The 22,305-nt window shown below is 66.5% G+C and carries 21 protein-coding genes; 7 read left to right on the top strand and 14 right to left on the bottom strand.

From position 1 onward, the window contains the following. Positions 1-79: 79 nt before the first annotated feature. Entirely contained in the window at positions 80-1,078 is a 999-nt protein-coding gene (locus tag HMUK_RS13420) for a TIGR04024 family LLM class F420-dependent oxidoreductase (RefSeq protein WP_015763715.1), read from the bottom strand. Next, a complete protein-coding gene (locus HMUK_RS13415; protein WP_015763714.1) occupies positions 1,075-1,845 on the bottom strand; it encodes an SDR family NAD(P)-dependent oxidoreductase in 771 nt (256 codons plus the stop codon). The genes HMUK_RS13420 and HMUK_RS13415 overlap by 4 nt, the downstream gene beginning before the upstream one ends. A gap of 119 nt (positions 1,846-1,964) precedes the next feature. On the opposite strand from HMUK_RS13415, the gene rbcL reads away from it, so the two are divergent. After that, on the top strand, positions 1,965-3,236 hold the full coding sequence (rbcL, locus tag HMUK_RS13410; RefSeq protein ID WP_015763713.1) for a type III ribulose-bisphosphate carboxylase: 1,272 nt from the start codon (positions 1,965-1,967) through the stop codon (positions 3,234-3,236). 59 nt (positions 3,237-3,295) lie between these two features. Then, positions 3,296-4,312, top strand: coding sequence for a phosphotransferase family protein (locus HMUK_RS13405; RefSeq protein ID WP_015763712.1), 1,017 nt, complete (start codon positions 3,296-3,298; stop codon positions 4,310-4,312). Between the two features lie 164 nt (positions 4,313-4,476). Here HMUK_RS13405 and HMUK_RS13400 read toward each other — a convergent pair whose 3' ends face one another. Then, on the bottom strand, positions 4,477-5,346 hold the full coding sequence (locus tag HMUK_RS13400; RefSeq protein ID WP_015763711.1) for a carbohydrate kinase family protein: 870 nt from the start codon (positions 5,344-5,346) through the stop codon (positions 4,477-4,479). A gap of 275 nt (positions 5,347-5,621) precedes the next feature. Between HMUK_RS13400 and HMUK_RS13395 the strand changes: the two genes are divergently transcribed. Continuing rightward, positions 5,622-5,891, top strand: coding sequence for a hypothetical protein (locus HMUK_RS13395; protein WP_049940843.1), 270 nt, complete (start codon positions 5,622-5,624; stop codon positions 5,889-5,891). A gap of 130 nt (positions 5,892-6,021) precedes the next feature. Here the strand turns inward: HMUK_RS13395 and HMUK_RS16820 are convergent, their stop codons facing one another. From HMUK_RS16820 to HMUK_RS13385, 3 genes are all read right to left on the bottom strand, one after another. Next, positions 6,022-6,360 (bottom strand): hypothetical protein, encoded by a 339-nt coding sequence (locus tag HMUK_RS16820; protein ID WP_015763710.1) that lies wholly within the window; start codon positions 6,358-6,360, stop codon positions 6,022-6,024. A gap of 187 nt (positions 6,361-6,547) precedes the next feature. Beyond that, entirely contained in the window at positions 6,548-7,543 is a 996-nt protein-coding gene (locus tag HMUK_RS13390) for a ribose 1,5-bisphosphate isomerase (protein ID WP_015763709.1), read from the bottom strand. Positions 7,544-7,711: 168 nt separating this feature from the next. Next, positions 7,712-8,224: an HTH domain-containing protein gene (locus HMUK_RS13385; protein ID WP_049940899.1), complete on the bottom strand. Its 513-nt coding sequence runs from the start codon at positions 8,222-8,224 to the stop codon at positions 7,712-7,714. Between the two features lie 82 nt (positions 8,225-8,306). Between HMUK_RS13385 and HMUK_RS13380 the strand changes: the two genes are divergently transcribed. After that, positions 8,307-9,203: an NAD(P)-dependent oxidoreductase gene (locus HMUK_RS13380; protein WP_015763707.1), complete on the top strand. Its 897-nt coding sequence runs from the start codon at positions 8,307-8,309 to the stop codon at positions 9,201-9,203. Positions 9,204-9,341: 138 nt separating this feature from the next. Here HMUK_RS13380 and HMUK_RS13375 read toward each other — a convergent pair whose 3' ends face one another. The 3 genes from HMUK_RS13375 to HMUK_RS13365 form a co-directional block, all read right to left on the bottom strand. Then, on the bottom strand, positions 9,342-10,061 hold the full coding sequence (locus HMUK_RS13375; protein WP_015763706.1) for a metal-dependent hydrolase: 720 nt from the start codon (positions 10,059-10,061) through the stop codon (positions 9,342-9,344). Between the two features lie 223 nt (positions 10,062-10,284). Then, the gene (locus HMUK_RS13370; protein ID WP_015763705.1) at positions 10,285-11,355 is read right to left on the bottom strand and encodes a glycosyltransferase family 4 protein; all 1,071 of its coding nucleotides are present in this window, start codon (positions 11,353-11,355) and stop codon (positions 10,285-10,287) included. A 196-nt stretch (positions 11,356-11,551) separates the two neighbouring features. Then, positions 11,552-12,730, bottom strand: a complete 1,179-nt coding sequence (locus tag HMUK_RS13365) for a glycosyltransferase (RefSeq protein ID WP_015763704.1) — start codon at positions 12,728-12,730, stop codon at positions 11,552-11,554. 142 nt (positions 12,731-12,872) lie between these two features. Between HMUK_RS13365 and HMUK_RS13360 the strand changes: the two genes are divergently transcribed. Continuing rightward, positions 12,873-14,303 (top strand): oligosaccharide flippase family protein, encoded by a 1,431-nt coding sequence (locus HMUK_RS13360; protein ID WP_015763703.1) that lies wholly within the window; start codon positions 12,873-12,875, stop codon positions 14,301-14,303. Positions 14,304-14,322: 19 nt separating this feature from the next. On the opposite strand, the gene HMUK_RS13355 is transcribed toward HMUK_RS13360, so the two are convergent. From HMUK_RS13355 to aglG, 3 genes are all read right to left on the bottom strand, one after another. Continuing rightward, positions 14,323-15,744 carry a sulfatase-like hydrolase/transferase gene (locus HMUK_RS13355; protein ID WP_015763702.1) on the bottom strand — a complete coding sequence of 474 codons (1,422 nt, stop codon included), beginning with the start codon at positions 15,742-15,744 and terminating at the stop codon, positions 14,323-14,325. Positions 15,745-15,824: 80 nt separating this feature from the next. Then, positions 15,825-16,991 carry a glycosyltransferase family 4 protein gene (locus tag HMUK_RS13350; RefSeq protein ID WP_015763701.1) on the bottom strand — a complete coding sequence of 389 codons (1,167 nt, stop codon included), beginning with the start codon at positions 16,989-16,991 and terminating at the stop codon, positions 15,825-15,827. Between the two features lie 2 nt (positions 16,992-16,993). After that, positions 16,994-17,926, bottom strand: a complete 933-nt coding sequence (gene aglG, locus HMUK_RS13345) for a glucosyl-dolichyl phosphate glucuronosyltransferase (protein WP_015763700.1) — start codon at positions 17,924-17,926, stop codon at positions 16,994-16,996. 124 nt (positions 17,927-18,050) lie between these two features. On the opposite strand from aglG, the gene HMUK_RS13340 reads away from it, so the two are divergent. Together HMUK_RS13340 and HMUK_RS13335 are read left to right on the top strand one after the other, a co-directional pair. After that, positions 18,051-21,143 (top strand): oligosaccharyl transferase, archaeosortase A system-associated, encoded by a 3,093-nt coding sequence (locus tag HMUK_RS13340; protein ID WP_015763699.1) that lies wholly within the window; start codon positions 18,051-18,053, stop codon positions 21,141-21,143. A gap of 58 nt (positions 21,144-21,201) precedes the next feature. After that, the gene (locus HMUK_RS13335; protein WP_015763698.1) at positions 21,202-21,381 is read left to right on the top strand and encodes an HEWD family protein; all 180 of its coding nucleotides are present in this window, start codon (positions 21,202-21,204) and stop codon (positions 21,379-21,381) included. Positions 21,382-21,393: 12 nt separating this feature from the next. Here HMUK_RS13335 and HMUK_RS13330 read toward each other — a convergent pair whose 3' ends face one another. Further along, a complete protein-coding gene (locus HMUK_RS13330) occupies positions 21,394-21,858 on the bottom strand; it encodes a hypothetical protein (RefSeq protein WP_015763697.1) in 465 nt (154 codons plus the stop codon). A gap of 128 nt (positions 21,859-21,986) precedes the next feature. Next, positions 21,987-22,262 (bottom strand): PadR family transcriptional regulator, encoded by a 276-nt coding sequence (locus HMUK_RS13325; protein WP_015763696.1) that lies wholly within the window; start codon positions 22,260-22,262, stop codon positions 21,987-21,989. Positions 22,263-22,305: the final 43 nt, after the last annotated feature.

Genomic DNA, 22,305 nt, shown 5'->3' with positions numbered 1-22,305 from the left:
TCGAAGCGCTGGCCGCACACCTCACAGTGTGGCCGATCGTTCGTCCGCTGCATGGTCGCAGAGTCGTCCCCGAGCCGGATCAATCGGGTGCCAGTGCAGAGAGGGTCGCGTCGATCTGCTCGGGGTCTGCGGCCCGCGGGAACGAGACCGAGACGGCGTCGACGCCGTCGATATCCGCGAAGCTCGCGAACCGCTCGCGACACTGCTCGGGCGTGCCAGCCGCCGCCAGCGCGTCGAGCAGGTCGTCGTCGATCGCGGCCATGGCCGCCTCGTGGTCGCCGCCGGCCCACTCCTGTGCGATCTCGTGAGCGGTGTCCTCGTACCCCTGGCGGGCCAGGGCGTCCCGATAGAAGGTGCCCATGCCGCCGACGTAGAACGCGATGTGCTGGCGGGTCAGCCGACGGGCCTCCGCGCCGTCGTCGAGCGCACAGCAGGGCAGCGACAGCGTCACGCGCTGTTCGCTGCGGTCGCGGTCCCCGAGGTCGCCGCCGCGTTCGAAGTCTTCGAGCCGGTCTCGAAGCCCTTCCTTTGTCGTCATCAGCGCGTGCCAGCCGTCGCCAAAGCGGCCGGCGAGTTCGACGGACTTGGGACCCAGCCCACCGGCGTCGATGCCGGGCACGGGCTCGGGTGGCTCACAGCGAAGCCGGAACCCCGACAGCTGGAAGATGTCGCCGTCGTAGTCGACGGTCTCACCCGCGAGGACGGACTTGACGATGTCGATCGTCTCGCGGGTGTAGCGCAGCGGCCGCTCGAAGTCGACGCCGTGCCACCCCTCGATGACCATCGGACCGGAGGGCCCGAGTCCGATCCGCAGCCGCCCGTTCGAGACCTCTTGCAGCGTCGCGGCGGTCTGGCCGATCAGGGCCGGACTCCGCGAGTAGACGTTCATGATCGAGGTCCCGATCCCGACCGACTCCGTCTCGCGGGCGATACAGGTCAGCGTCGTGACCGCGTCTCGACCCCACGTCTCGGGGAGCCAGACGCGGTCGTACCCCAGCGATTCGGCGCGCTGACTCATCTCGACCAAGGTGTCGACGCCGGGCTGTGCTGCGACGGGCAAGAACACGTCTCGGTTCATAGTTCTGGGTTCTCCTCGATGTCTGGGACACCGCGTGGCGTGATCGTCTCACCGGTCAGGAACGACGCGCCCTCACTGGCCAGGAACTGGACCACGTCAGCGATCTCGTCGCTGGTGCCGACGTTGCGGTCCGGGTCTTCGCGGTCGACGTCGTCGGCCTCGATCCCCATCTGAGAGGTCAGACCCGGCGTGGCGACGTAGCCCGGCGCGACGCAGTTGACCCGGACGCCGTCGCCGGCCCACTCGTAGCCCAGCGTCTTGGTGAGGTTGATGATCGCGGCCTTGGCCGCCGCGTAGTGGCTCATGTAGGGCGCGCCGTCCTGGCCGGCGACGCTGGCGACGTTGACGACGCTCCCGCCGCCCTCTGCCAGCTCGTCCGCCGCAGCTTGCGTGCAGTTGTACGTCCCCGTGAGGTTCACGTCGACGACCGACTCCCAGCCGTTGGGCGAGATGTCGGTAAACGACGACATGAACGACGCGCCCGCGTTGTTGACGAGCACGTCGAGGCCGTCGAACTCGTCGACGGCGGCCGCGACGAGCGCCGACACCGCGTCTTCGTCGCGTACGTCACAGGCGACGCCGACGGCGTCCCCCGGATGGGCTTCGCTGATCTCGTCGGCGGCCGTCGTGATCTCCGATTCGTCTCGCGAGCAGATCGCCACGTCGACTCCGTCGGCGGCGAACGCTTCTGCCGTCGCGCGGCCGATTCCGCGCGAGGCACCCGTGACGATGGCCACGTCGCCGTCGACACTGAACTGGTCCGGCATACACCCACAGAGGACCGCTCACCTGATAAATCCGGGTAGAGAACACGATCGACAACGGAGCGGCCGTGGTTTCGTCGCTGCGTCCCACATTTATACGACCGGACGACGTAGCCGTGGGTATGGTTGGCATAACCTACGAAGACTTCCTCGACCTGTCCTACGACCCGGCCGACTCCGATCTCGTCTGTGAGTTCTACGTCGAACCCGCCGCCGACCAGGACGCAGAGTCGGCGGCCAGCCGGGTCGCAAGCGAGTCCTCCAACGGCACCTGGGCGGAACTCCAGGTCGACGGGGGCGTCACCGACCTCTCGGCGACGGCCTGCGGTATCGAGGCGGCCACGGCCGGCGACCGCGAGGGCTACCGCGTGACCGTCGCCTACCCCGACGCGCTGTTCGAGGGCGGGAACATGCCCCAGATCCTCTCCTGTATCGCCGGCAACATCCTCGGGATGAAGGCCGTCGACCGGATCCGCCTGCTGGACTGTACGTGGCCCGAACCGCTGGCGACGAGCTTCGCGGGCCCGCAGTTCGGGACCAGCGTCCGCTCCGAGATCTTCGACGCCGACGACCGGCCGATCACCGCGACGGTCCCGAAGCCGAAGGTCGGGCTCTCGACCGACCAGCACGCCCAGATCGGTTACGAGGCCTGGACCGGCGGGCTCGACCTCCTGAAAGACGACGAGAACCTCACCGATCAGGCGTTCAACCCCTTCGAGGACCGCCTGACCGAGAGTCTGGCCCAGCGCGACCGGGCGGTCGAGGAGACGGGCGAGCCAAAGAGCTACCTGCTCAACGTCACGGCCGGGGGCACCGAGATGCTCGAACGCGTCGACATGGCCGCCGAACACGGCTGTGAGTACGTCATGGTCGACGTGGTGACCTGCGGATGGGCGGCCGTCCAGCAGGTCCGCGAACGCTGCGAACGCCACGGGCTGGCGATCCACGCCCACCGCGCGATGCACGCGGCTTTCGATCGACTTCCGTCTCACGGAGTCTCTATGCGGGTGATCGCCCAGATCGCACGCCTCTGTGGCGTCGACCAGATCCACACCGGCACCGCGGATCTGGGCAAGCTCGCAAACGAGGACACTGTCGGGATCAACGAGTGGCTCACGAGCGACCTGTACGGGCTCGACGACGTGTTGCCGATGGCCTCCGGGGGACTGCATCCCGGCCTCGTTCCGGAACTGGTCGATCGCTGCGGGACGAACATCGGGATTCAGGCGGGCGGGGGCGTCCACGGCCACCCCGACGGGACCCACGAAGGTGCGAAAGCTCTCCGTGCGGCCGTCGAAGCCGCTGCCGAGGGCCGATCGATCGAGGCCGCTGCCGACGACGAGCCCGCGCTGGCGACGGCTCTCGACAAGTGGGGCACCGAGACGCCCAGGTAGCCACCGCACCGAGACGAGAAACTACCAGATTTTTGCCGACCCCCGTCCTACTGGCGGTCGTGTCGACTCCCGTCACCGACATCGAAGCCGTTCTGGAGGAGTCCGGGCCGGACTACACTGACTTTTCGTTCGAGCGACCGGGCAGTGGCCACCAGAGCGACGTGTACATGGTGACGCTCGAACACGCCGGCCAGGAGTACGAGGTCGTCGTGAAGTTCGAGCCCGACGACATGGAGTCGTTCGCCGTCGAGCCCACGCTCCACGACTACGTCTCGGAGCGAACGACGCTGCCGGTGCCGGATATCCTCGTGTTCGAACAGGAGCCCGAAGTCGCCGTCCCGCCGTACTTCGTGACGGCGCGTCTCGAAGGGGACAATCTCGCGGAGAGCTACGCCGACCTCTCGACGGCCGACCACGAGCGCGTCCTGAAACAGGTCGGCCGCATGCTCGGCGATCTCCACTCCGAGATCGCGTTCGAGGCGTTCGGCTGGCTGGACCTCTGGAACGACCGGATCATCGTCCGGGATCTGACCGCCAGCTGGCGTGCGTACTTCGAGCAACTGACGACGGCTCACCTGGACGGCCTCGCGCACACGCCGTTCGCGGACCTGCGCGAGCGGGCCGAGCGCAACCTGAAGCCGGCGCTCTCGCTCGTCCCCGAGGAGGGGGTCCCGCGGCTGGTCCACGACGACTTCCGGCCGGCGAATCTCCTGTTCGATCCGACGCTGGACGACCCGATCACCGCCGTGCTCGACTGGCAGGACGTCCTCGCCGCGCTCCCGGAGTACCACCTCGCACAGACGGAGTTTCTCTTCGTCGACTCGTCGTTCCAGGACGAGAGCGTCCGTGAGCGCCTCCGGAGCGCTCTCTACGAGGGGTACAACAGCGAACGCCCCTTCGCCTTCGACGAGGAGTACGTCCTGAAACGCCCGATCTACCAGCTCTCGACGCTGCTGTGGCGGATGGGCGGGTTCGAGGGATCGTTCGCAGAGGACTCCGGCCTCGCACGGGCACGCGCAGAGGCCCAGTACCGCCAGGAGTTCGAGCGCCTCGTCGAGGCGCTCCCGCGGCCCTGACTCATACTATAGTAGCCATTGAAAATCAATGCACACCCGATCGCACGACTGCAGTGCGATCGGTGTGTAAATCGTTTCAATTGTTACTATACCGGCTGTAAATCTGTCACGGATTTCGCCACCCCAGGGTGGCGAATATCTGAACGAAGTTACAGCCGGCAGTATCACTCTCCCGGCCCGATGTCGAGCAGCGCCTCGACGTCGCGCCACTCCGCGTGGAGTCGCGCCCCGGTGGTTCTCGCTGCCAGTGCGCCACAGGCGTTGCCCACCGCCAGCGCGTACTCGTCGCTACCGGACTGGCTAGCGGCGAGAAACCCCGCCGCGAACGCGTCGCCGGCACCAGTCGTGTCGACCGGATCGACGGCGAATCCGGGGTGACTGATCGTCTCGCCGTCGGTCCGAACCTCGGCCCCGCCCGCGCCGTGCTTGACCACGACGCGATCGACGCCGGACAGCAGCCCGGCCTCGGCGGCGATGTCGGCCTCGCGCTGATTCAGAAAGACCAGATCGACCGCGGCGAGCACAGGCTCGTAGTCGCGCTCGTCGAGCCGTCGGCCCGGATCGAAGCTCACTGGACAGCCCGCTTCGGTCGCCCGCCGGGCGAGCGCGACGGCGGTCGCCGGCCGCTGGCTCGTCAGGTGGAGCCGATCGGTCGTGTCGAGGGTCCCCGGTTCGAGGTCGTCGGCCGTGAACGCCTCGTTCGCGCCGTCGTTGCCCAGCACCATCACCTCGCCGCCCTCGTCGACGACGAGGTACTTCACCGCGGTCGCGTCGTCGGCCTCGACCAGCACCGTCTCGACGCCCGCCCGATCGAGTTCGCGCGCCGCCAGCCAGCCGTGTTCGTCGGCACCGACGCTGCCCAGCAGCGTCGTCTCCACGTCCAGGCCCGCCAGCAGGACCGCGACGTTCGACGCGCTCCCGCCGCCGGACTGGCACTGGTCGACGATCTGGGCCTCGCCGTCCGGGCCCGGAAGCCGATCGACCTGCAGCGTTACGTCCCAGTTGACGTGGCCGGCACAGAGCACGCGCGCCATTACGCCACTGTCCGTCGGGCGTGAATAAGTACCTCGGGGGAACGATCCCGCGCTGGCGGCCCCCGCGACCGCGCACATCGCCGGCCGTCAGTCCGCGTGACAGGTCGCCAGTTCGAAGTGCGGATATCACCCACCGGCGACGGCCACCACCAAACTATCCGCGTGGCGTCGCTGTCTGTCTCTCACCGGGCGCAGGACAGTCGCATGTCTGCAATTCGAGAGAGTGGCTGTTCAGATGACAAGAGATTATTTCGCCCGGACACGAGTGGTTCGTTGTGAACGTTTCACCCTCCAAACTGATCGGCGTTCTCTTTACCCTGACAGGCGCACTGAGAGCGATCAACGGAGTTTTCGTCGAGGGCACCGCATCGGGACTCGAAGTCGGCGTCGACGTACTCATCCTCGTTACCGGACTTGTCGTGCTATTTCAGTCGAGACGGAATCCGCCGTTCAGCGAATATAGTGTCGGGATATCCATCATCATCCTCGCTCTCGCTGTAGCGGTCGCACTGACATCGCTGCAAATACTCCTACACATGATTTGAACGCCGTCAAAAAGAGACGCGAGACGATAGCACGTCGATAATTCGGTATGTCGTCGGAAATCCTATATGATAGTTGCTTTCTACCCCAGTGGCTGTGGAATAGCTGAACCGTGCATGTGCGAACACACCGTTACAGATCATGTTTTGAGGGGTCACAAAGTGCGATTCGCACCTCCTCGGCAGAGACGGTGAATATCACGACTTCCAACCCGTGTTCAGTGGCGATATTGCGTATGCTTTCGGGGGCGTTTTCTGGAGCAGCATCCACGGTACCACCGTTCCATGATAACGTGTCGAGAATTCGCATCCAAAGTGTTTGATTCTCGTGTTTCAATCCTCCCTCGCGTGGGATTTTACCGGATACCCACTCACCGGACAGCCCCGACACAGCCGTATCGCCGCTATCGAACTCGAATCCAGAATAGCCCGCTTCTTCGAGTTCCTGTCTCACACGCTCCCAGTCCGTCATTAACCGTCTAATCGAACAATACGGGGTTAAATATATCGTCTATACTGAATGAGACGTGCTTCACCTGTACCGACCGTACACCGACCGAATCGAGACGGTGAGGGTCGGGGCCGTTCTGTGACTCTTCGGTAGGCGCGACCCCTTGACCTGGATGTCCATCCGAGAGCCAGCGCCGGACTCCAGTCGCCTACGACTCGTCCTCGGGTCGGCGTTCGGCTTCCCTCGTCGTCGGCTCCGCCCACGGCTCTCGGGTCCCTTCGCCGAACAGTTCGCGCATCAGCGTGACGACGCTCTCGGGCGGGAACTGGCCGCGCTCGGTGACGATGGCGTCGACGTGGCGAGGTGGCGTCACGTCGAAGGCGGGATTCTCGACCGTGATCTCGCCGATCTCCGCGCGGTCTTCGGGAGCGATCACCTCCGACTCGTCGCGCATCTCGATGTCGACGGTGTGGCCGGTCATCGTGTCCGGGTGGAGCTTGATCGTCTGGGCGGCGACCATCACCGGCGTGCCGCGCTCGCGAGCGTTGACCGCCAGCCCGGACGTGCCGATCTTGTTGACGACGCTGCCGTCGGCGGCGATCGCGTCGGCCCCCACGAGGACGTGGTCCACGTCGCCCAGAGAGCGGCGGGCGGCGCTGTCGACGATCAGGGTCACCGGGACCCCGAGCTCTCGGAGTTCCCGCGCCGTGATGTGGCCCTGCTTGCGCGGTCGCGTCTCCTTGACGACCGCGCTGATGGCTTTGCCCTGCTGGACCGCGTGCTCGATGCAGGCGACGGCGTCCGTCGAGTGGCAGTGTGTCATCACTCGATCGCCGTCTCGCAGCCGGTTCGCGCCGATCTCGCCGAGGTCGTCCTGGGCACGGTCGAGCTGGTCGCGAAACGACGACCCGGCCCGCTCGACGGACGCTCGCAGCGCGGCGACGCTCTCGCCGTCCATCCGCTGGAGCACGTACCGCAAGGCGTTGGGCAGGCTCACGGCGGTCGGCCGCGTGTCCAGCAGGGTGCGTGCCGCCGCTCTGATCTCCCCGCGAAACGCTGCCGGCGTCTCGGCCCGGCTCTCCGCTGCCTGTGTGACCAGTGCCGACGCCGCCGCGTCGGCGATCGTCGCCGCCCCGCGGGTCTCCATGGTCTCGATGTCCTCGGCCACGGTCTCGACGCGGGGATGCAGCGGTGGCTCGTCCATACGTAGCTTTGGCTATCGGTTCCAATAAGCACGGCGGCGCTCGTACTGTCGTCGTGCGAGTGCGTCTCTCATACGGAAAGTTGTAGGTCTTTACCAGATCGACCGCACGCCGTCGTGCGGTCGACTGGGTAAACGCCTACAACCATCCGTATCAGTAGCTCCTGTAGATCAGGCGTCCAGTCCCGGTTCGAGCCGCGGCGCGGTGCGGTCGACGGTCACCGTGTCGAACTGCGTGAGCCACCGCTCGTCGCCGCGTTCGAACGCGTCCAGGCAGTCCTGGACGCGGTAGTTTCGCTCGCCGTCCGAGCACGGAAAGACCGCCTGGAGCCGGTCGCGCTCGTAGATCGCCAGCGAGACGACCGGGAAGACGACGACGTCGTCGACCCGACTGAGGCCGACGTAGGACCGCGCCCGTCGTTCGAACGCGGGCTCTAGCGCGTAGTCGTTTCGCTGTGCCCAGGCCGCGAACTCGTCGTAGGTGGCAAGTGCGCCGTCGCGGCGATCCTCGTTCAGGGTCCGGATGCGCTGCCACTCGTCGGCGACGCTCGACTCGTCGATCACGTTCTCGGTTTCGAGTTCGTGGACCCGCTGTAACACGTCCCGCTGGGCGTCGTAGGTCCCGTAGGTGTCCCCCCGTAGATACAGCTCCGCCCGCAGCTGCCGGTCGTGGCTCTGGTCCATCATTCGAGTTGACATGCTCGCGCGGGGCTCAAAACTCTTTCCCGGCCCTGTTTTGAAGTCCCCGGCGACCGAACCCGGTGACATGGCACGATCTGTCGGTTTCGTCGGCCTCGGTGCGATGGGTGCGCCGATGGCCTGGAACCTCGACGACGCGGGGTTCGACCTCACCGTGTACAACCGGACGACCGAGCGAGAGCGCCCCTTCGCCGAGGCGGGCGTCAGCGTCGCCGACTCGCCGAAACACCTCACCGAGCGCGTCGACGTGGTCTGTCTGATCGTCACCGACGGCACGGCCGTCGGCGAGGTCCTCGAACGGGACTTCGGTATCCTGGCGGGGCTAGACGAGACGACGACGGTCGTCCAGATGAGCACGATCGGTCGCGACGAGACGCTGGCGGCGGCCGAGGCCGTCCGCGAGCACGGTGGCCGCTTTCTCGACTGCCCCGTCTCGGGGACGGTCGGCCCGGCCCGCGAGGGGACGCTCGTCGGACTCGCCGGCGGCGACGGCGACGTGATCGACGACGTCGAGCCGGTGCTATCGGCCATGTGTGACCCCGTCGTCCGGTGTGGCGGGGTCGGGCAGGGAACCAGCATGAAGCTGTTCGTCAATCTCCTGTTGGGTACCGCCATGGGCGCGCTCGCCGAGGCGCTGACCTTCGGCGCGAACCAGGCACTCGAAATCGAGGACATGCTCGAAGTCGTCGAGAACGGCGCGCTCGACTCGCCGCTGTTCTCGGCGAAGGGCCAGCAGATCCGAACGGACGACTACGACTCGCGGTTCCCCGTCGACTACCAGTTCAAGGACCTGGACCTGGCGCTGGACGCGGCGGGCGACGCCCGCGTCCCGATGCAACTCACCGCAGCGGCCCGCGAACTGTTCAGCGGTGCCCGAGCGGCCGGCCTCGGCGACCGAGACATGGCTGCCGTCGTCGAGCCGCTGGCCGAACAGACCGGCATCTCGCTCTCGTCGGACGACTGATACGGAAAGTTGTAGGTCTTTACCAGATCGACCGCACGCCGTCGTGCGGTCGACTGGGTAAACGCCTACAACCGTCCGTATGAGACGCCACGTCCGCGGTCTGTCGCGGCGAGCGTCGGAAAGTCGAGTGTAGCGTCGTCACTCGGCGACGGTGATCGACTCGTCGCCGGCCAGAATCCGCACCTCTGTGGAGCTCCCGGTGGCAGTAACTTCACGCCGGAACTCCTCGGGATCGACTTCGATCGGCGGGAAGGTGTCGTAGTGCATCGGCAACGCCACGTCCACGTCTAGCCAATCGACGGCGATCGCGGCCTGCATCGGCCCCATCGTGAAGTGATCGCCGATGGGGACCGCGGCCACGTCGGGCTCCAGATACGGACCGATCACCTCTCGCATCTCGGTCATCAGTCCCGTGTCACCGGCGTGGTAGAACGTCGACGATTCGGCGTCTGACACCTGCGTCGGCTTGGTGTCGGAGATGACGAAGCCGGCCGGCATCCCACCGCCGGTCGACTCGTAGGTGGTCTCCATGCCGTTCGTGTGGTCGGCGCGGTGGAGGGTGACGAACGCGTCGCCGAGTTCGACGGTCCCTCCGAGGTTCGCGCCGATCGTCTCCGAGACGCCGTAGTTGTCCGCACAGTAGCCGACGACCTCTGGCAGTCCGACCACGGTCGCGTCGGGGAACGCGCCGACGTCTGCGATGTGGTCCATGTGACCGTGGGTCAACAGGACGTAGTCGGCGTCGACCGCTCCGGGCTCCAGGTCCGTCTTCGGATTGTCGAAGAACGGATCGACGAGGAGTGCCGTGTTGTCGACCGTTACGTGGAACGTCGAGTGGCCGTGCCAGGTGATCTCCATGGTCACGTGGACGTACTGCCGGCTGTCACTTAAGCGTATAGCAGCGCCGTCACACGGCCCCCGTGTCCCGGTGGCGAGTCGACGCGCCAACTGACAGCCACAGCTTCACTCTGCGTAGCCCAGCGCCTTCAGCCGCCCCTCGACGGACTCGGCGGCGTCGGTCGCCGTCCGCGGCCGGAACGATCGATCTGTCTCGTCCGGACTCTCGTCCGTGTGGCGATTTTCAGCGGTCGGTACACTCCGCGTACAGCGCTTCGAGGCGTCCGACGATCGCGTCCCACGAGTAGGTCTCGATCACGTACTCGCGGGCCCGCTCGCCCATCTCGCGGGCTCGCTGCTCGTCGGCGTAGATCGTCTCGATACGGTCACGCAGCCGTTGCTCGTCGCCCGGATCGACGACGTAGCCCGTCTCTCCGTCCACGATCGCGTCTGCGACGCCGCCGGTATCCGTGGCGACGACCGGGAGACCGGCCGCCATCGCCTCCAGCACGGCGTTGGGGAGCCCTTCGCCGCGGACCGACGGCAACACGAAGAGCCTGCCACGCTCCAGATACTCCCCGACGGCCTCGGGGGCGACCTCGCCGACGAACGTCGCGTCGACGCCCAGCTCGTCGGCCAGCGCCTCCAGCTCCGATCGCCGGGAGCCGTCCCCGACGACGGTGACTGCGGAGGCCGCCTCAGTCCCGGCCAGTGCGCGGAGCAGGACGGCCACGCCCTTCTGTTCTTCCAGCCGCCCGACGAACACGATCTCGTCGCCAGACGCCGTCCCCGCCGGCACGTCGACGCCGTTGCCGAGGACGCGAACGTCCGTCGGATCGAACTCCGCGGTCACGTCCGCTCTCACCGCCTCCGACTGGACCAGGACGGTCGTGTCCCACAGCACGGTCCGTATCAGCCACCGCTTGACCGGATTGTCCTTCATGAAGTAGTAGTCCCCGCCCCGGATCCACGCGAAGTAGGGGACTCCCGTCAGATAGTGGACGACCGTCCCGACGAAGCCGTTGGGGTAGATCATCATGCACTGCAACACGTCGATCTCGTTCCGGTCCCGGACGAGCAACGCAGTCAGTGCGAGCAGGTACGTCAGCGTACTCAGAAACGACGACCGCCGGCAGTTGGGGACCCGGACGATCTCGTAGGGCTCGTCGACCTCCGTCTCGCGGCCGTAGGCCTTCGTGTAGACGGTCACGTCGTGTCCGGCCCCGGAGAGCGCGCGGGCCATTCGGCGCGTCTGGGTCTCGGTCCCGCCGATGATGTCGGGGGGAAACTCCTTGACAGTTATTGCGACGTTCATCACTGGATCTCCCGTGGTCGTCACGGCCTCGGTGGGCGACGCCGGTCGCCCGGTCGAGTACCGGAAGGTGTCGGCAGTTCCATTTAAGCGGTCGGGTTTTACTACCGACTGTCCGTCTGTGACGAATTTCGCGACCCCATCTCGCGAATATCGTGAAACAGTGACAGCCGGCAGTATTCCGACCGGCGTCGCCGTGCTACAGGAGCGATCTGTACAGGTCGACGTACTGCTGTCCGATCGCTCGCCAGTCGTACTTCCGTTCGACGCGTTCGCGAGCGCGCGCTCCCATCGCCCGCGCCAGCTCGAAGTCAGAGAGCAGTTCCAGCAGCGCGTCGGCGATCGGCTCGGCCGCCTCCGTCGGGACGACGAACCCCTCGTTACCGTCTCGGACCATCTCGTGTGCGCCGGAGGTGTCGGTGACGACGACCGGACAGCCGACCGCCATCGCTTCCAGTCGGACCAGCGAGAAGCTCTCGGAACGCGACGGGTGGACGAACGCTCTGGCCCGCGCGAGGTGGTCCCGAACCACCGACTGGTCGACGTACCCGTGGAAGGTGACGTTGTCCGCGACGCCGAGGCGGGCCGCCTGTTCGCGAAGCGCCTGCTCTTCGGGCCCCTCGCCGAACACGTCGAGATGGACGTTCGGGACGGCTTCGACGACGGTCGCGAGCGCGTCGAGGAGTACGTCGTACCCTTTTCGCCGTTCCAGTCGTCCGATCGCGACCAGCGTCTCCGTGTCCTGGCGCTCCGTGAACTCGAACAGCTCCACGTCGACGCCGAGGGGGATCACGTCGATCTTCGACTCGTCCACGTATCGCGCGTACGCTTCGCGCGCCTCCTCGTGGACGACGGTGATCCGGTCGGCGGCTTCGAGGGTCCGCCGGAACAGCGACATCCGGGCGGGGTCGATCGTCACGTCGCGGACGGCGTTCATCGGGTAGTAGACCGCGTTACTGACCGGCAGCGGGAGCTCGTAGCCGATCGCCTGTGAGAGCATGTTGTTGAACTCTTCGGCCATGATCGCGTGCCCGGTCTGGCACGGGCCGAGGACGGTCGGTGTGTCGGCGGCGATCCCGGCGAGCAACACGGGGTTGAACCACCGGTAGCTCAGGTTCATGTGGTGGTAGATGTCGACAGATCCGGCCCGGATCTCGCGGGCGGCCGTCCGGAACGACCGGCCGTAGTACTGCAGTCTGTTTTGCGTCCCCAGCTCCCGAACGGTGACGTTCTCGGCTTCGACCGTCGTCTCCTCTTTCCCGACCAGCGCGTCGATCCACACGTCGTCTGCGGTCATGTTGTTCAACACGTTGTAGCTCTTGCCGTACCGCAGATTCGAGAGACTGGTGTCCGCCGGGGCGATGAGGACGCGCGCCATGTCCGAGGGGATATTCCGGCCACGGATATAGACCACGGTGGTCGGCCGGCGGGGCACCGCCGTGGAACGGTTCGGACCCCGACCGACGGTCGCCGAACCGTCCAATATAAACCACTGCTTGCCGACGTTCGACTCGATAGGGATGCGCATCGGCCAGACCTCGTTCGTCACGTTCGTCTCCAAGTTTCTCGCTTCTGGCGCGGGGTTCGTCGGGACCATCGTGTTCGCCCGGCTGCTGGGCGCGGACGTGCTGGGTCGGTACTACCTGTTGCTCTCGATCGTCGCGTGGCTGGCCCTCGCCGGGACGCTGGGCTTCGAGAGCGCGATCGCCAAACGGCTGAGCGAAGGCGAGGATCGGGGTGCCTACAAGGTCGCTGGCGGGCTCTGTATGGCCGCGCTGACGGGCTCGATCGTCGTCCTCCTCTTCCTCGGCGAGGGGCTGGTCGAGCAGTTGTTCGACATCCGTCGGGTCGAGTTCGTCGCGGTCTTGCTGCTCGTCGGCGTGGCGAGTTCGTACGTCGACTCGATGCTGAACGGCGTCCATCTGGTCCACGTCGCGTCGTCGCTGCGGCCGGTCCGACAGATCGTCCGGACCGCTCTGCAGGTCGGCGGTATCCTGCTGTCGTTCGGGCTGGCCGCGCTCGTCTACGGCTACGCGGCCGGGAGCCTCGTCGTCGTCGTCGTCGGGCTGTACTTCGTCGGCCGTCCGTACCGACTGCCGACGCGGGCACACTTCGAGAGCCTCTACGAGTACGCGAGGTACGCCTGGCTCGGGCGCATCCGGGGCAAGACGTTCAACCAGGCAGACGTACTGGTCCTCGGTGTCTTCGTCTCCGACGAGCTCGTGGGCGTCTACGCGATCACGTGGAGCCTCGCGAACTTCCTCATCATCTTCAGCAACGCTATCAGCTCGGCGCTGTTCCCGGAGCTGAGCAAGCTCTCGGCCGAGGACAGCTTCGAGCGGGTGTCGTCGCTGGTCGAGGACTCGTTCGCCTACGCGGGCCTGTTCACGATTCCGGGGCTGGTCGGCGGGGTCCTGTTGAGCGATCGCCTCTTGCAGATCTACGGCTCGGAGTTCCTCAAGGGGACCGAGGTGCTGTGGCTACTCATCGTCGCCGTCCTCGTCTACGGCTACCAGAGCCAGATCGTCAACGCACTCAGCGGCATCGACCGGCCCGGCGAGGCGTTCAAGGTCAACGCCGTCCTCGTCGTGTCCAACGTCGTCCTCAACTTCGCGCTGATCTGGCAGTACCGTATCCGCGGAGCGGCGGTCGCGACCGCGACGTCGGTCGTCCTGAGCTTCGTCGTCGGCTACTTCGTCCTGCGGAGCCACGTCTCGGTCTCGCTCCCGGTCAAACGGATCGGGACGCAGGTGGTCGCCGCCGCCGGGATGGGCGTCGTCGTCGCGACCGTCGAACGGGTCGCACGACCGGTCTTCCCGCTGGTCGATCCCACCGCGACGGCAGCGCTGCTGGTCGTGGTGGGCGCGCTGGCGTACTTCGCCCTTCTCTGGGCGCTCTCCGGAGAGTTCAGGACGGTCGTCCGCGAGAACGCGCCCGCGATCGGGCTCTGACCCGGAATCCCGTCGCGGTCTACCGGATGTAGCCGAGACTCTCTAGCTGGTCTTCGACGGAGTCCTCCAGCGAGTCCGACTCGCCGTCGCTCACGTCGGCCCCTTCCAGCTCGCCGTACGACTGCGCGACGACACCGCCGTCGTCGTCGGCGACGCGGTAGGACACCTGTGCGTCTCTGACGCGTATCGTCGCCGACGCCGAATCGTGGGTCCCGTACTTGTACACGCCGTCGTCGTCCTGCTCGTAGACCGCCCGCCACGGTCCGGCGTACCGCTCGGGATCCTCGCAGGCGTCCGGTAGCATGACCGTCGGCCGTTCGAGCCGGTGGGTCGAGGCGAACGCGCGGTCGTCGACGGCGAAACTCTCCGTCTCGCCGTCGAGCGTCGCTTCGACGACGGCCGGGAAGCGGGTGAGACTGGCGAGCGAGTCGTTCGCTCCGCCGTCCTCTCCGCCCGGACGGCGCACGAGGAGCGGCACGTGGGTCAGCACCTCGTGGACGCTCCAGCTGTGGTAGGCGGCACGGACCCGCGGGTCGACGCGGCTCCACTCGCCGAAGCCGTCGCCGTGGTCGCTGGTGACGACCAGGAGCGTGTCGTCGAGAACACCGCGCTCTCGCAGCGCGTCGACCAGCGTCGCCACGGCGTCGTCGGCCTGCCGGATACAGTCGTCGTAGAGGGCTTCGATCGCTCGGAGCTTCCACCACTCCCCGGACGCGGCGACGTCTTTCGAGATCGGCGACGACAGCGAATCGTGTACGTCCAGCAGTTCCTCCGTCCCCGCCGACCGGAATTCCCGAACGGGTTCGTACGGGAAGTGGGCGTCCATGAAGTTCAGACAGGCAGCCCACGGGCCGTCTCGCTCGTCCGACCATTGCAGGAAGCTCTCGACGTATTCGGTGCCCGCCTCCTGCTCTGGATCGTACGCGTCCTTGTTGCTGGAGATGAAGTACAGGCCGTTGAACGCCGATCGGAGCGGTTTGCCGCTGGCGACACACCGCCGCAGGTACTCGACGTTCGTCTGGTGGCCCTCCACGTCCGTCGGCGAGAGGGCGTCCTCGAAGTAACGGTGTTTCGGATCCCGCCGCGGGCCGTCGACAGTGTCGAACGGCTCCGCGAGGTTCGACGACTCCGTGACGACGACGTTGGGCGTGAACAGACCGGTCTCGTAGCCCCGTTCGGACAGGTCTGACCAGACAGTGGCGTCGGGATCCAGCTGCGACTCGTGTTTCGTGACGCCGTGCTGGTCCACGTGGAGCCCGCTAAAGAGGCTTGCGTGGCTGGCGACGCTGTGGATGCTCGGGGCCCGTGCCTGCCGGTACCACTCGGCCTCGCCGGCGAACGAGTCGAGAAACGGCGTCGTCCGGTCCCCGTACCCGTGCAGACCGGTGTTTCTGGCTCTGACGCTGTCCAGTATCACCAGGAGGACGTTAGGGGCAGTCATTGTCGGACCCACTCCGACGCGTCCAAAGTACCTTTCGGATGGGTCGATCTGTCCCGGACTGGCCCCGTCTCGACGGGCGCTTACGCCCGGTCTGCTCGATCGTCGACGACCGCTCTGAGGATCCCCCGGTACCGCTCGCAGGCCGCCGCGAAGCTGTACTCGTCCTCGATCAGCGTCCGTCCGCGGGCGCTGATCTCGTCGAGGTCGTCGCGACGGAGAATCGACTCGATCCCGTCACGCAGCGTCGCAGGGTCGCGATCCGCGATGTGGAAGCCGGTCTCGCCGTCCCGAACCACGTCCGGCACGCCGGAGACCGGCGTCGCGTACACCGGCGTTCCGCAGGCGAGCGCTTCGAGGATCGTCGTCGGGAGCCCCTCGGTCGGGTCCGACGGCAACACCAGCAGTTCGAGGTCGTTCAGCTGTCGGGGCACGTCGTCGTGGTCGACCCACCCGGTCACCTCGACGCGCCCGTCGGCGATCTCCTCGGCGAGCTCCCGTTCGAGCCAGGGGCGCAGTCCGCCGTCACCGACGAACCGGAACGTGTACTCTGGCGGGAGCGACCGTGCGACGCTCGCGAGCGTTCTGATCCCCTTCTCCTCGTCGAGGCGGCCGAGAAAGCCCACCACTCGCTCGCGCTCTGCGTGGGGCGTCTCCACGTCGAACCGGTCGGTGTGGACGAACCGTGCGCCGTTGGGATAGACGCGCTGGCGCTGTGGGTCGAGCCCGAGCTGGGCCGCCATCGCTGGCGTGTACGTGACGACGCCGTCTGCGGCCGCGAAGCCCGACCGTTCCAGCGCCCGGACCAGTCCCGCGAGCGTCCGCGCGAGGACGGCCGGCAGCGACTGTTCCCAGTGTAATCGGAGCGTCAGGGGCACGTCGCCGCGTGGCTCGACGAGGACGCGCTTGCCCAGCAGTCGTGCGAACAGGATCGGCGCGAGGTACGCGGTCGCCCCGTAGAACAGCACCACCGCCTCGTCTCTGCCGACGAGCGCCCGGCACATCCGGAGCTGGTTCAGGAGGAATCGGGCGGCCGCGACGGCGACGTTCGACTGGCCGGCTCCTCGCTCCGTGAGCTCGATCAGCTCGTGGCGGTCTCGGATCTCGGAGTCGGCCGGCAGGTCAGCAGTGACGAGCGACACCGTCGTCACCGCGGCGAGGATCTCCAGCAAGCTCCGGGTAGCGTTCTCGCCGGCCGACGCGAGCGGGTGGGTGACGACACAGACGCCGGGGAGGCCGTCCTCGGACATGGTCACCACTTCACCGCCCCGTAGAGATAGCCCAGCCCTACGACGCCCGTGAACACGAACAGCATCGCGAGCTGGACGACGGCCGCGAGCGACGGCTCCGTGAGGAGGCCGCGGAGCCGCCGCGGCGTCGCGACGAACAGCAACGTGGCGAGGTAGTCCGACTCCGTGCCGTCGGTCTCCGGCACGAGCACTTCGAGCCCGCGTTTGGAGTAGCCCTGCCAGAATGCCCGATCGAGGAGCCACCCGAGCTCCGTCCGGTAGTCGAAGATCTTGTGGGCGACGATCGCGTCGGGCGTGTAGTACATCCCGCGGCCGTACTCGGTCTGGAGTCGCGCACAGAGCTCCGTCTCTTCGCCCTGGAGGTTCTTGTCGCCGGTCCGACCGCCGATCTCGGGCTCGAAGCCGCCGAGGTCTTCGAGGACCGACCGCAGGAACGACATGTTCCCGCCGTAGGTGTTGCGTACCTCGCCGCCGACCGAGGCGTCGTCGGCCGGTCCGAACGTCGGTGGCATCACGCCGATCAGCCAGTAGAACTCGGCGGGCAGATAGTCGGGCTCGTCGGCGACCCACTCCGGGACGAGTCGCCCCCCGACCGCCGGCACGTCGCGCTCCTCGTACACCGAGACCAGCGCTTCGAGCCACCGCTCGTCGGCGATCACGTCGTCGTCGGTAAACGCGACTACGTCCCCGCTGGCGGCGTCGAGGCCGCGGTTTCGACTGACTGCGAGCCCGCGGTTCTCCTCGTTGCAGACGATCTGTACGTCCGCTCGGTCGCCGAAGCGGTCCTCGATGGCCCCACAGACCGCGTCGCTCCCGTCCGAGACCAACACGAGTTCCACGTCGTCGTACGTCCCAGCGAACACGCTCTCGACCGCCTCGACGAAGTGATCGAAGCGGTCCATCGTGTGCAGACAGATCACGACCGAGACGCGCATGCAGAGTTCTGCCCCGCCTCGTCGCATAGGCGTTTTCATTACTAGCGGCCTGAACGGCGACGACAACCGCCCTGCCGCACCCATATGACAAGGCTTATGCGCGCGATGGCAATTCGTTCGGCTAATGAGTCAATGGCGGGGCCGCCTCGAAGACAGCGATGAACTCGAGCGGGCCGTCGACTTGGTGCAGCAGTACTACCACCTCGCTTTCGGCGCCCTCCTCCTCGGGTTCACACTGTGGAATCGTGTCCGACCGTGGAACAACTACATCGTCGACGGTGAAGTGCTGTTCAACGGGAACGACGCCTGGTATCACTACCGCTCGACGGCCTACACCGTCCGCAACTGGCCACAGACGATGCCGTTCGACCCCTGGACGTACTTCCCCCACGGGACCGACGTGGGTCAGTTCGGCACCCTGTTCGACCAGTTGCTCGCGACCGTCGCACTGATCGTCGGGCTCGGATCGCCAAGCGACAACACGATCCGACTCGTCGTGCTGTTCGCACCGGCGGTGTTCGCGGTGCTGACGGGGATCCCCACGTACGTCATCGGCCGTCGCCTCGGCGGCCGCGCAGGCGGTGTCGTCGCACTGGCCGTGTTCGCGCTCTCTGCGGGCTCGATCCTCCAGCGGAGCATGGTCGGTTTCTCGGACCACCACATCGCGGAGGTGCTCTTCCAGACGCTGGGCGTCCTCGGTATGATGGTCGCCGTGACGGTCGCCCGCCGGGACCGCCCGGTCTACGAGCAGTTTCTCGACAGGGACTTCGACGGGCTCCGGAGCACGCTCGTCTGGAGCGCGCTCGCGGGCGTCGCGATCACGCTGTACCTGTGGGTCTGGCCCTTCGGCGTCCTCCTGCTGGGCATCGTCGGCGTCTACCTGCTCTTCCAGCTGACGATCGAGTTCGTCCGCGGCGAGAGCCCGGAGCACACGGCGATCGCCGGTGCCGTCGCACTGGGCGTGACCGGGGTCCTGATGTTCATCCCGATCACCGCCGCCGAGTTCAGGGTCGGCGTCTTCTCGCTGCTACACCCGACGCTCGCGTTCGGCGTCGCCGCCGGCTGCGTGTTCATGGCCTGGCTGGCACGCTTCTGGGACGACCGCGACATCGACACGGTGTTCTATCCGCTGACGATCCTGAGTATCCTCGTCCTCGGTGTCGTCTTCGCACAGCTCGCGACCCCGGGCATCTACGATCTGTTCGCCCGGAACCTGGTCCGGATCTTCGGCGGCGTCCTCGGTATCGGGCCGTCCGCGACGGCCGGGACGATCGGCGAGATCACGCCGATGCGCCGGCCGGCGATCGCACTGTTCCAGATGCACGGCTTCGCGACGTTCATCGCACTCGCTGCCGGGGCCCTCGTCGTCGTTCGGAACCTGATCGGCTCGAAGGTCGAGCCCCAGCAGCTCCTCGTCGTGGTCTGGGCGGCGTTCGTCACGGCCGCCACGATCACGCAGGCGCGGTTCGCCTACTACCTCGCAGTGCCGATCGGCGGACTGACGGCCTACGCGGTCGGTGCCGTGCTCCGATACCTCGCTGACGGCGACCGTTCGATCGTCGACGGCGACGGGATCAACGTCGAGACGTACCAGGTCCTCACCGTCGCCGCGATCGCCGTCCTCGTCGTCGCACCGATGGTCGCGGTCGCGTCCCCGACAGACATCGACCGATACGACAGCCCCGGTCAGGGTATCGAGGGCTGGAGCGACGGACTCGACTGGATGCAGAACCACACGCCCGCCGAGGGGACCTTCGGCGGTGCCTCGAACGAACTCGACCACTACGGGACCTTCCCCAACGTCGGCGACTTCGACTACGAAGACGGTCAGTACGGCGTCCTCTCGTGGTGGGACTACGGCCACTGGATAACCGCCCAGGGCCAGCGGATTCCGACCGCCAACCCGTTCCAGCAGGGTGCCACCGAGGCCGCGAACTTCCTGCTGGCCCCCAACGAGACCCAGGCCAACGACGCGCTCGACACGGTGAGCGAGAACAGCTCCGAGGCCGAGACCCGCTACGTCGCCGTCGACTGGAAGATGGCCGAGACCAACGGCAACGTCGGCGGGAAGTTCTTCGCGCCGCCGAACTTCTACGACGTGTCGGAGGTCAGCCAGCAGGACTACTACAGTCCGGTCTACTCCAGTCGCGCACAGTCGCTCCGGGGCCCGTCTTTCGTCCACCAGCGACAGGCCTACTACAACAGCACTGTGGTGCGTCTCTACCGCTACCACGGCAGTGCCGTCGAGCCACGACCGATCGGCGTCGACTGGGAACCGAGCACGCTACAGGGCCGACAGGTCGCACAGGTCGACGGCCAGCGGGCGATCTTCCAGACCCAGACGCTCGAAGAAGCACGCGCGTACACGGCCAACGACTCCACGTCGAGCGTCGGCGGGATCGGTGCGCTCCCGTCCGAACGCGTCCCCGCGATGGAACACTACCGACTCGTCGGCACCAGCGAGCAGTCCGCGACGGCGAGCGGTCAGTACAACCGCGGTCTGCTACAGTCCGCCGCGGCCTCTGGACTGGGCTATCAGCGTGTCAACAGTACCGCGGAGTGTACCTCTGACGTGACACTCCGGGTCGCAGAGTCCGGCCCGGGACAGATCGCGTGTCTGCCGGAGGGGATCGAACAGCAGGTCTTCCACGACACGGCCCCGCAGTGGTTGAAGGTCTTCGAGCGCGTTCCCGGCGCGACCGTCGAGGGAACCGGTCCCGAGAACGCGACCGTGCAGGCGAGCGTCGAGATGTACAACCCCGCCTCCGACGAGACGTTCACCTACACCCAACAGACCCGAACGAGCGACGACGGGACGTTCACGATGACCGTCCCGTACTCGACGACTGGGTACGACGAGTTCGGACCGGACAACGGCTACACGAACGTCTCGGTCAGAGCCAACAGCAGCTACCAGTTCCGTGCCGGTAGCGTCGACAACCGCACGCTCACCCAGTGGAGCGGAACGACCGACGTCTCGGAGGGACAGGTGCTTGGCGTCGACGAGGAGCCGGCCGAAGTCGAGATGAACAGCTCGGAGATCGATCTCTCGCCGTCCGAGAACGAGACCGACGGAACGAACACGACCAGCGACACCGGCAACTCCGAGACGACCGACGGGACCGACGGCTCAGAGACGACCGACGAGACGACGACATCGACCCCGACGGCGACGCCCGAACAGGAGACCGACACCGCGACCGAGAGCGGCAACTGACGCGGAGCCGCCGGACGGGACCGGCACGCTCATTATTCTCTGGCACCACTGTCGCGGTATGACGAAACTCGTCCCGCCCTCGGAGCGGACGTGCGAACGCTGCGGTCGTCACGACGTCTGGGACGACGAGACCGACTCGTGGCAGATCGTGGTCGACGGCGAGCAAAAGGAGGCCGGCAATCCCTTCTGTCTCCACGAGTGGGACATCAACGGCAATTACAGTCCGCTGGCCGAGTGAACGGCCGCGGCGTCACTCGTCGCCGAACTCCGGCAGGTCGTCCGGCAGGTCCGGGTCGGTCTGCCAGTCGACGTAATCGGCTTTGAGCGTCTCGCTGACCGTCCGTCCCAGCTCGGCCATGCCGGCGTTGATCCCCGAGACGGTGTCCCAGGAGTTCAGATCCGGGTGCAGCGATCGTTCTCGCCAGTCCTCGGGCAGTCCCGGGGCGTGGTACCCCACCCGCTGTGCGAAGTCGTCCCAGAAGAAGTCGAACTGCTCGACGAGATCCAGTTCGCTGACGATCTCGAACGCCGTCTCGTCGAGGTCGGTCGTCTCGGCCCACTCCGTGAACGCCTGCTCCCAGGCACCGTCCTGCAAGAACGTCTCCAGTTCTTCGCGCCGGTACTCGTTCGTGTCCACGTCGACGTCGTCGTAGTCGCTGGCGTCGACGGCGGTGTCGAGTTCGGGCGGTGCCGGCGGTTCTACGTCCAGTGGCATGACTGGGCGTTCGTCTGGTTGTCGTATAAGCGTGTGCCGTCGAGGACTGCGACGCTGGGACGGGCGGTGGCGAGTATTCGGACGGCTGTCGGTGACTTCGACACGCCGACGCGGATTCGTGGGCCGAGCTACGCGGTGACGTACTGGGACTCCCAGTCCTGGCGGGCGTTGAGCTCGCGCTTGCCGCGACTGGTCAGGGCGTAGAAGTTCGTTCGCCGGTCGCGCTGTCCCTTCTCGACCATCCCCTTCTCGACGAGCGTGTCGAGGTTCGGATACAGGCGTCCGTGGTTTACCTCGCTCTCGTAGTACTTTTCGAGCTCGTCTTTGATCGCGAGCCCGTGTGGTTCGTCCAGTCCTGCGATGACGTACAGCAAGTCACGCTGAAATCCAGTCAGATCGTACATTGAACTCGGACGTATATTGAAAACCCCGATATATCACGTTTTC

It is taken from the genome of Halomicrobium mukohataei DSM 12286 (genome assembly GCF_000023965.1).
GTDB lineage: Archaea > Halobacteriota > Halobacteria > Halobacteriales > Haloarculaceae > Halomicrobium > Halomicrobium mukohataei.
This window is presented reverse-complemented; position numbering and strand designations above follow the sequence as displayed.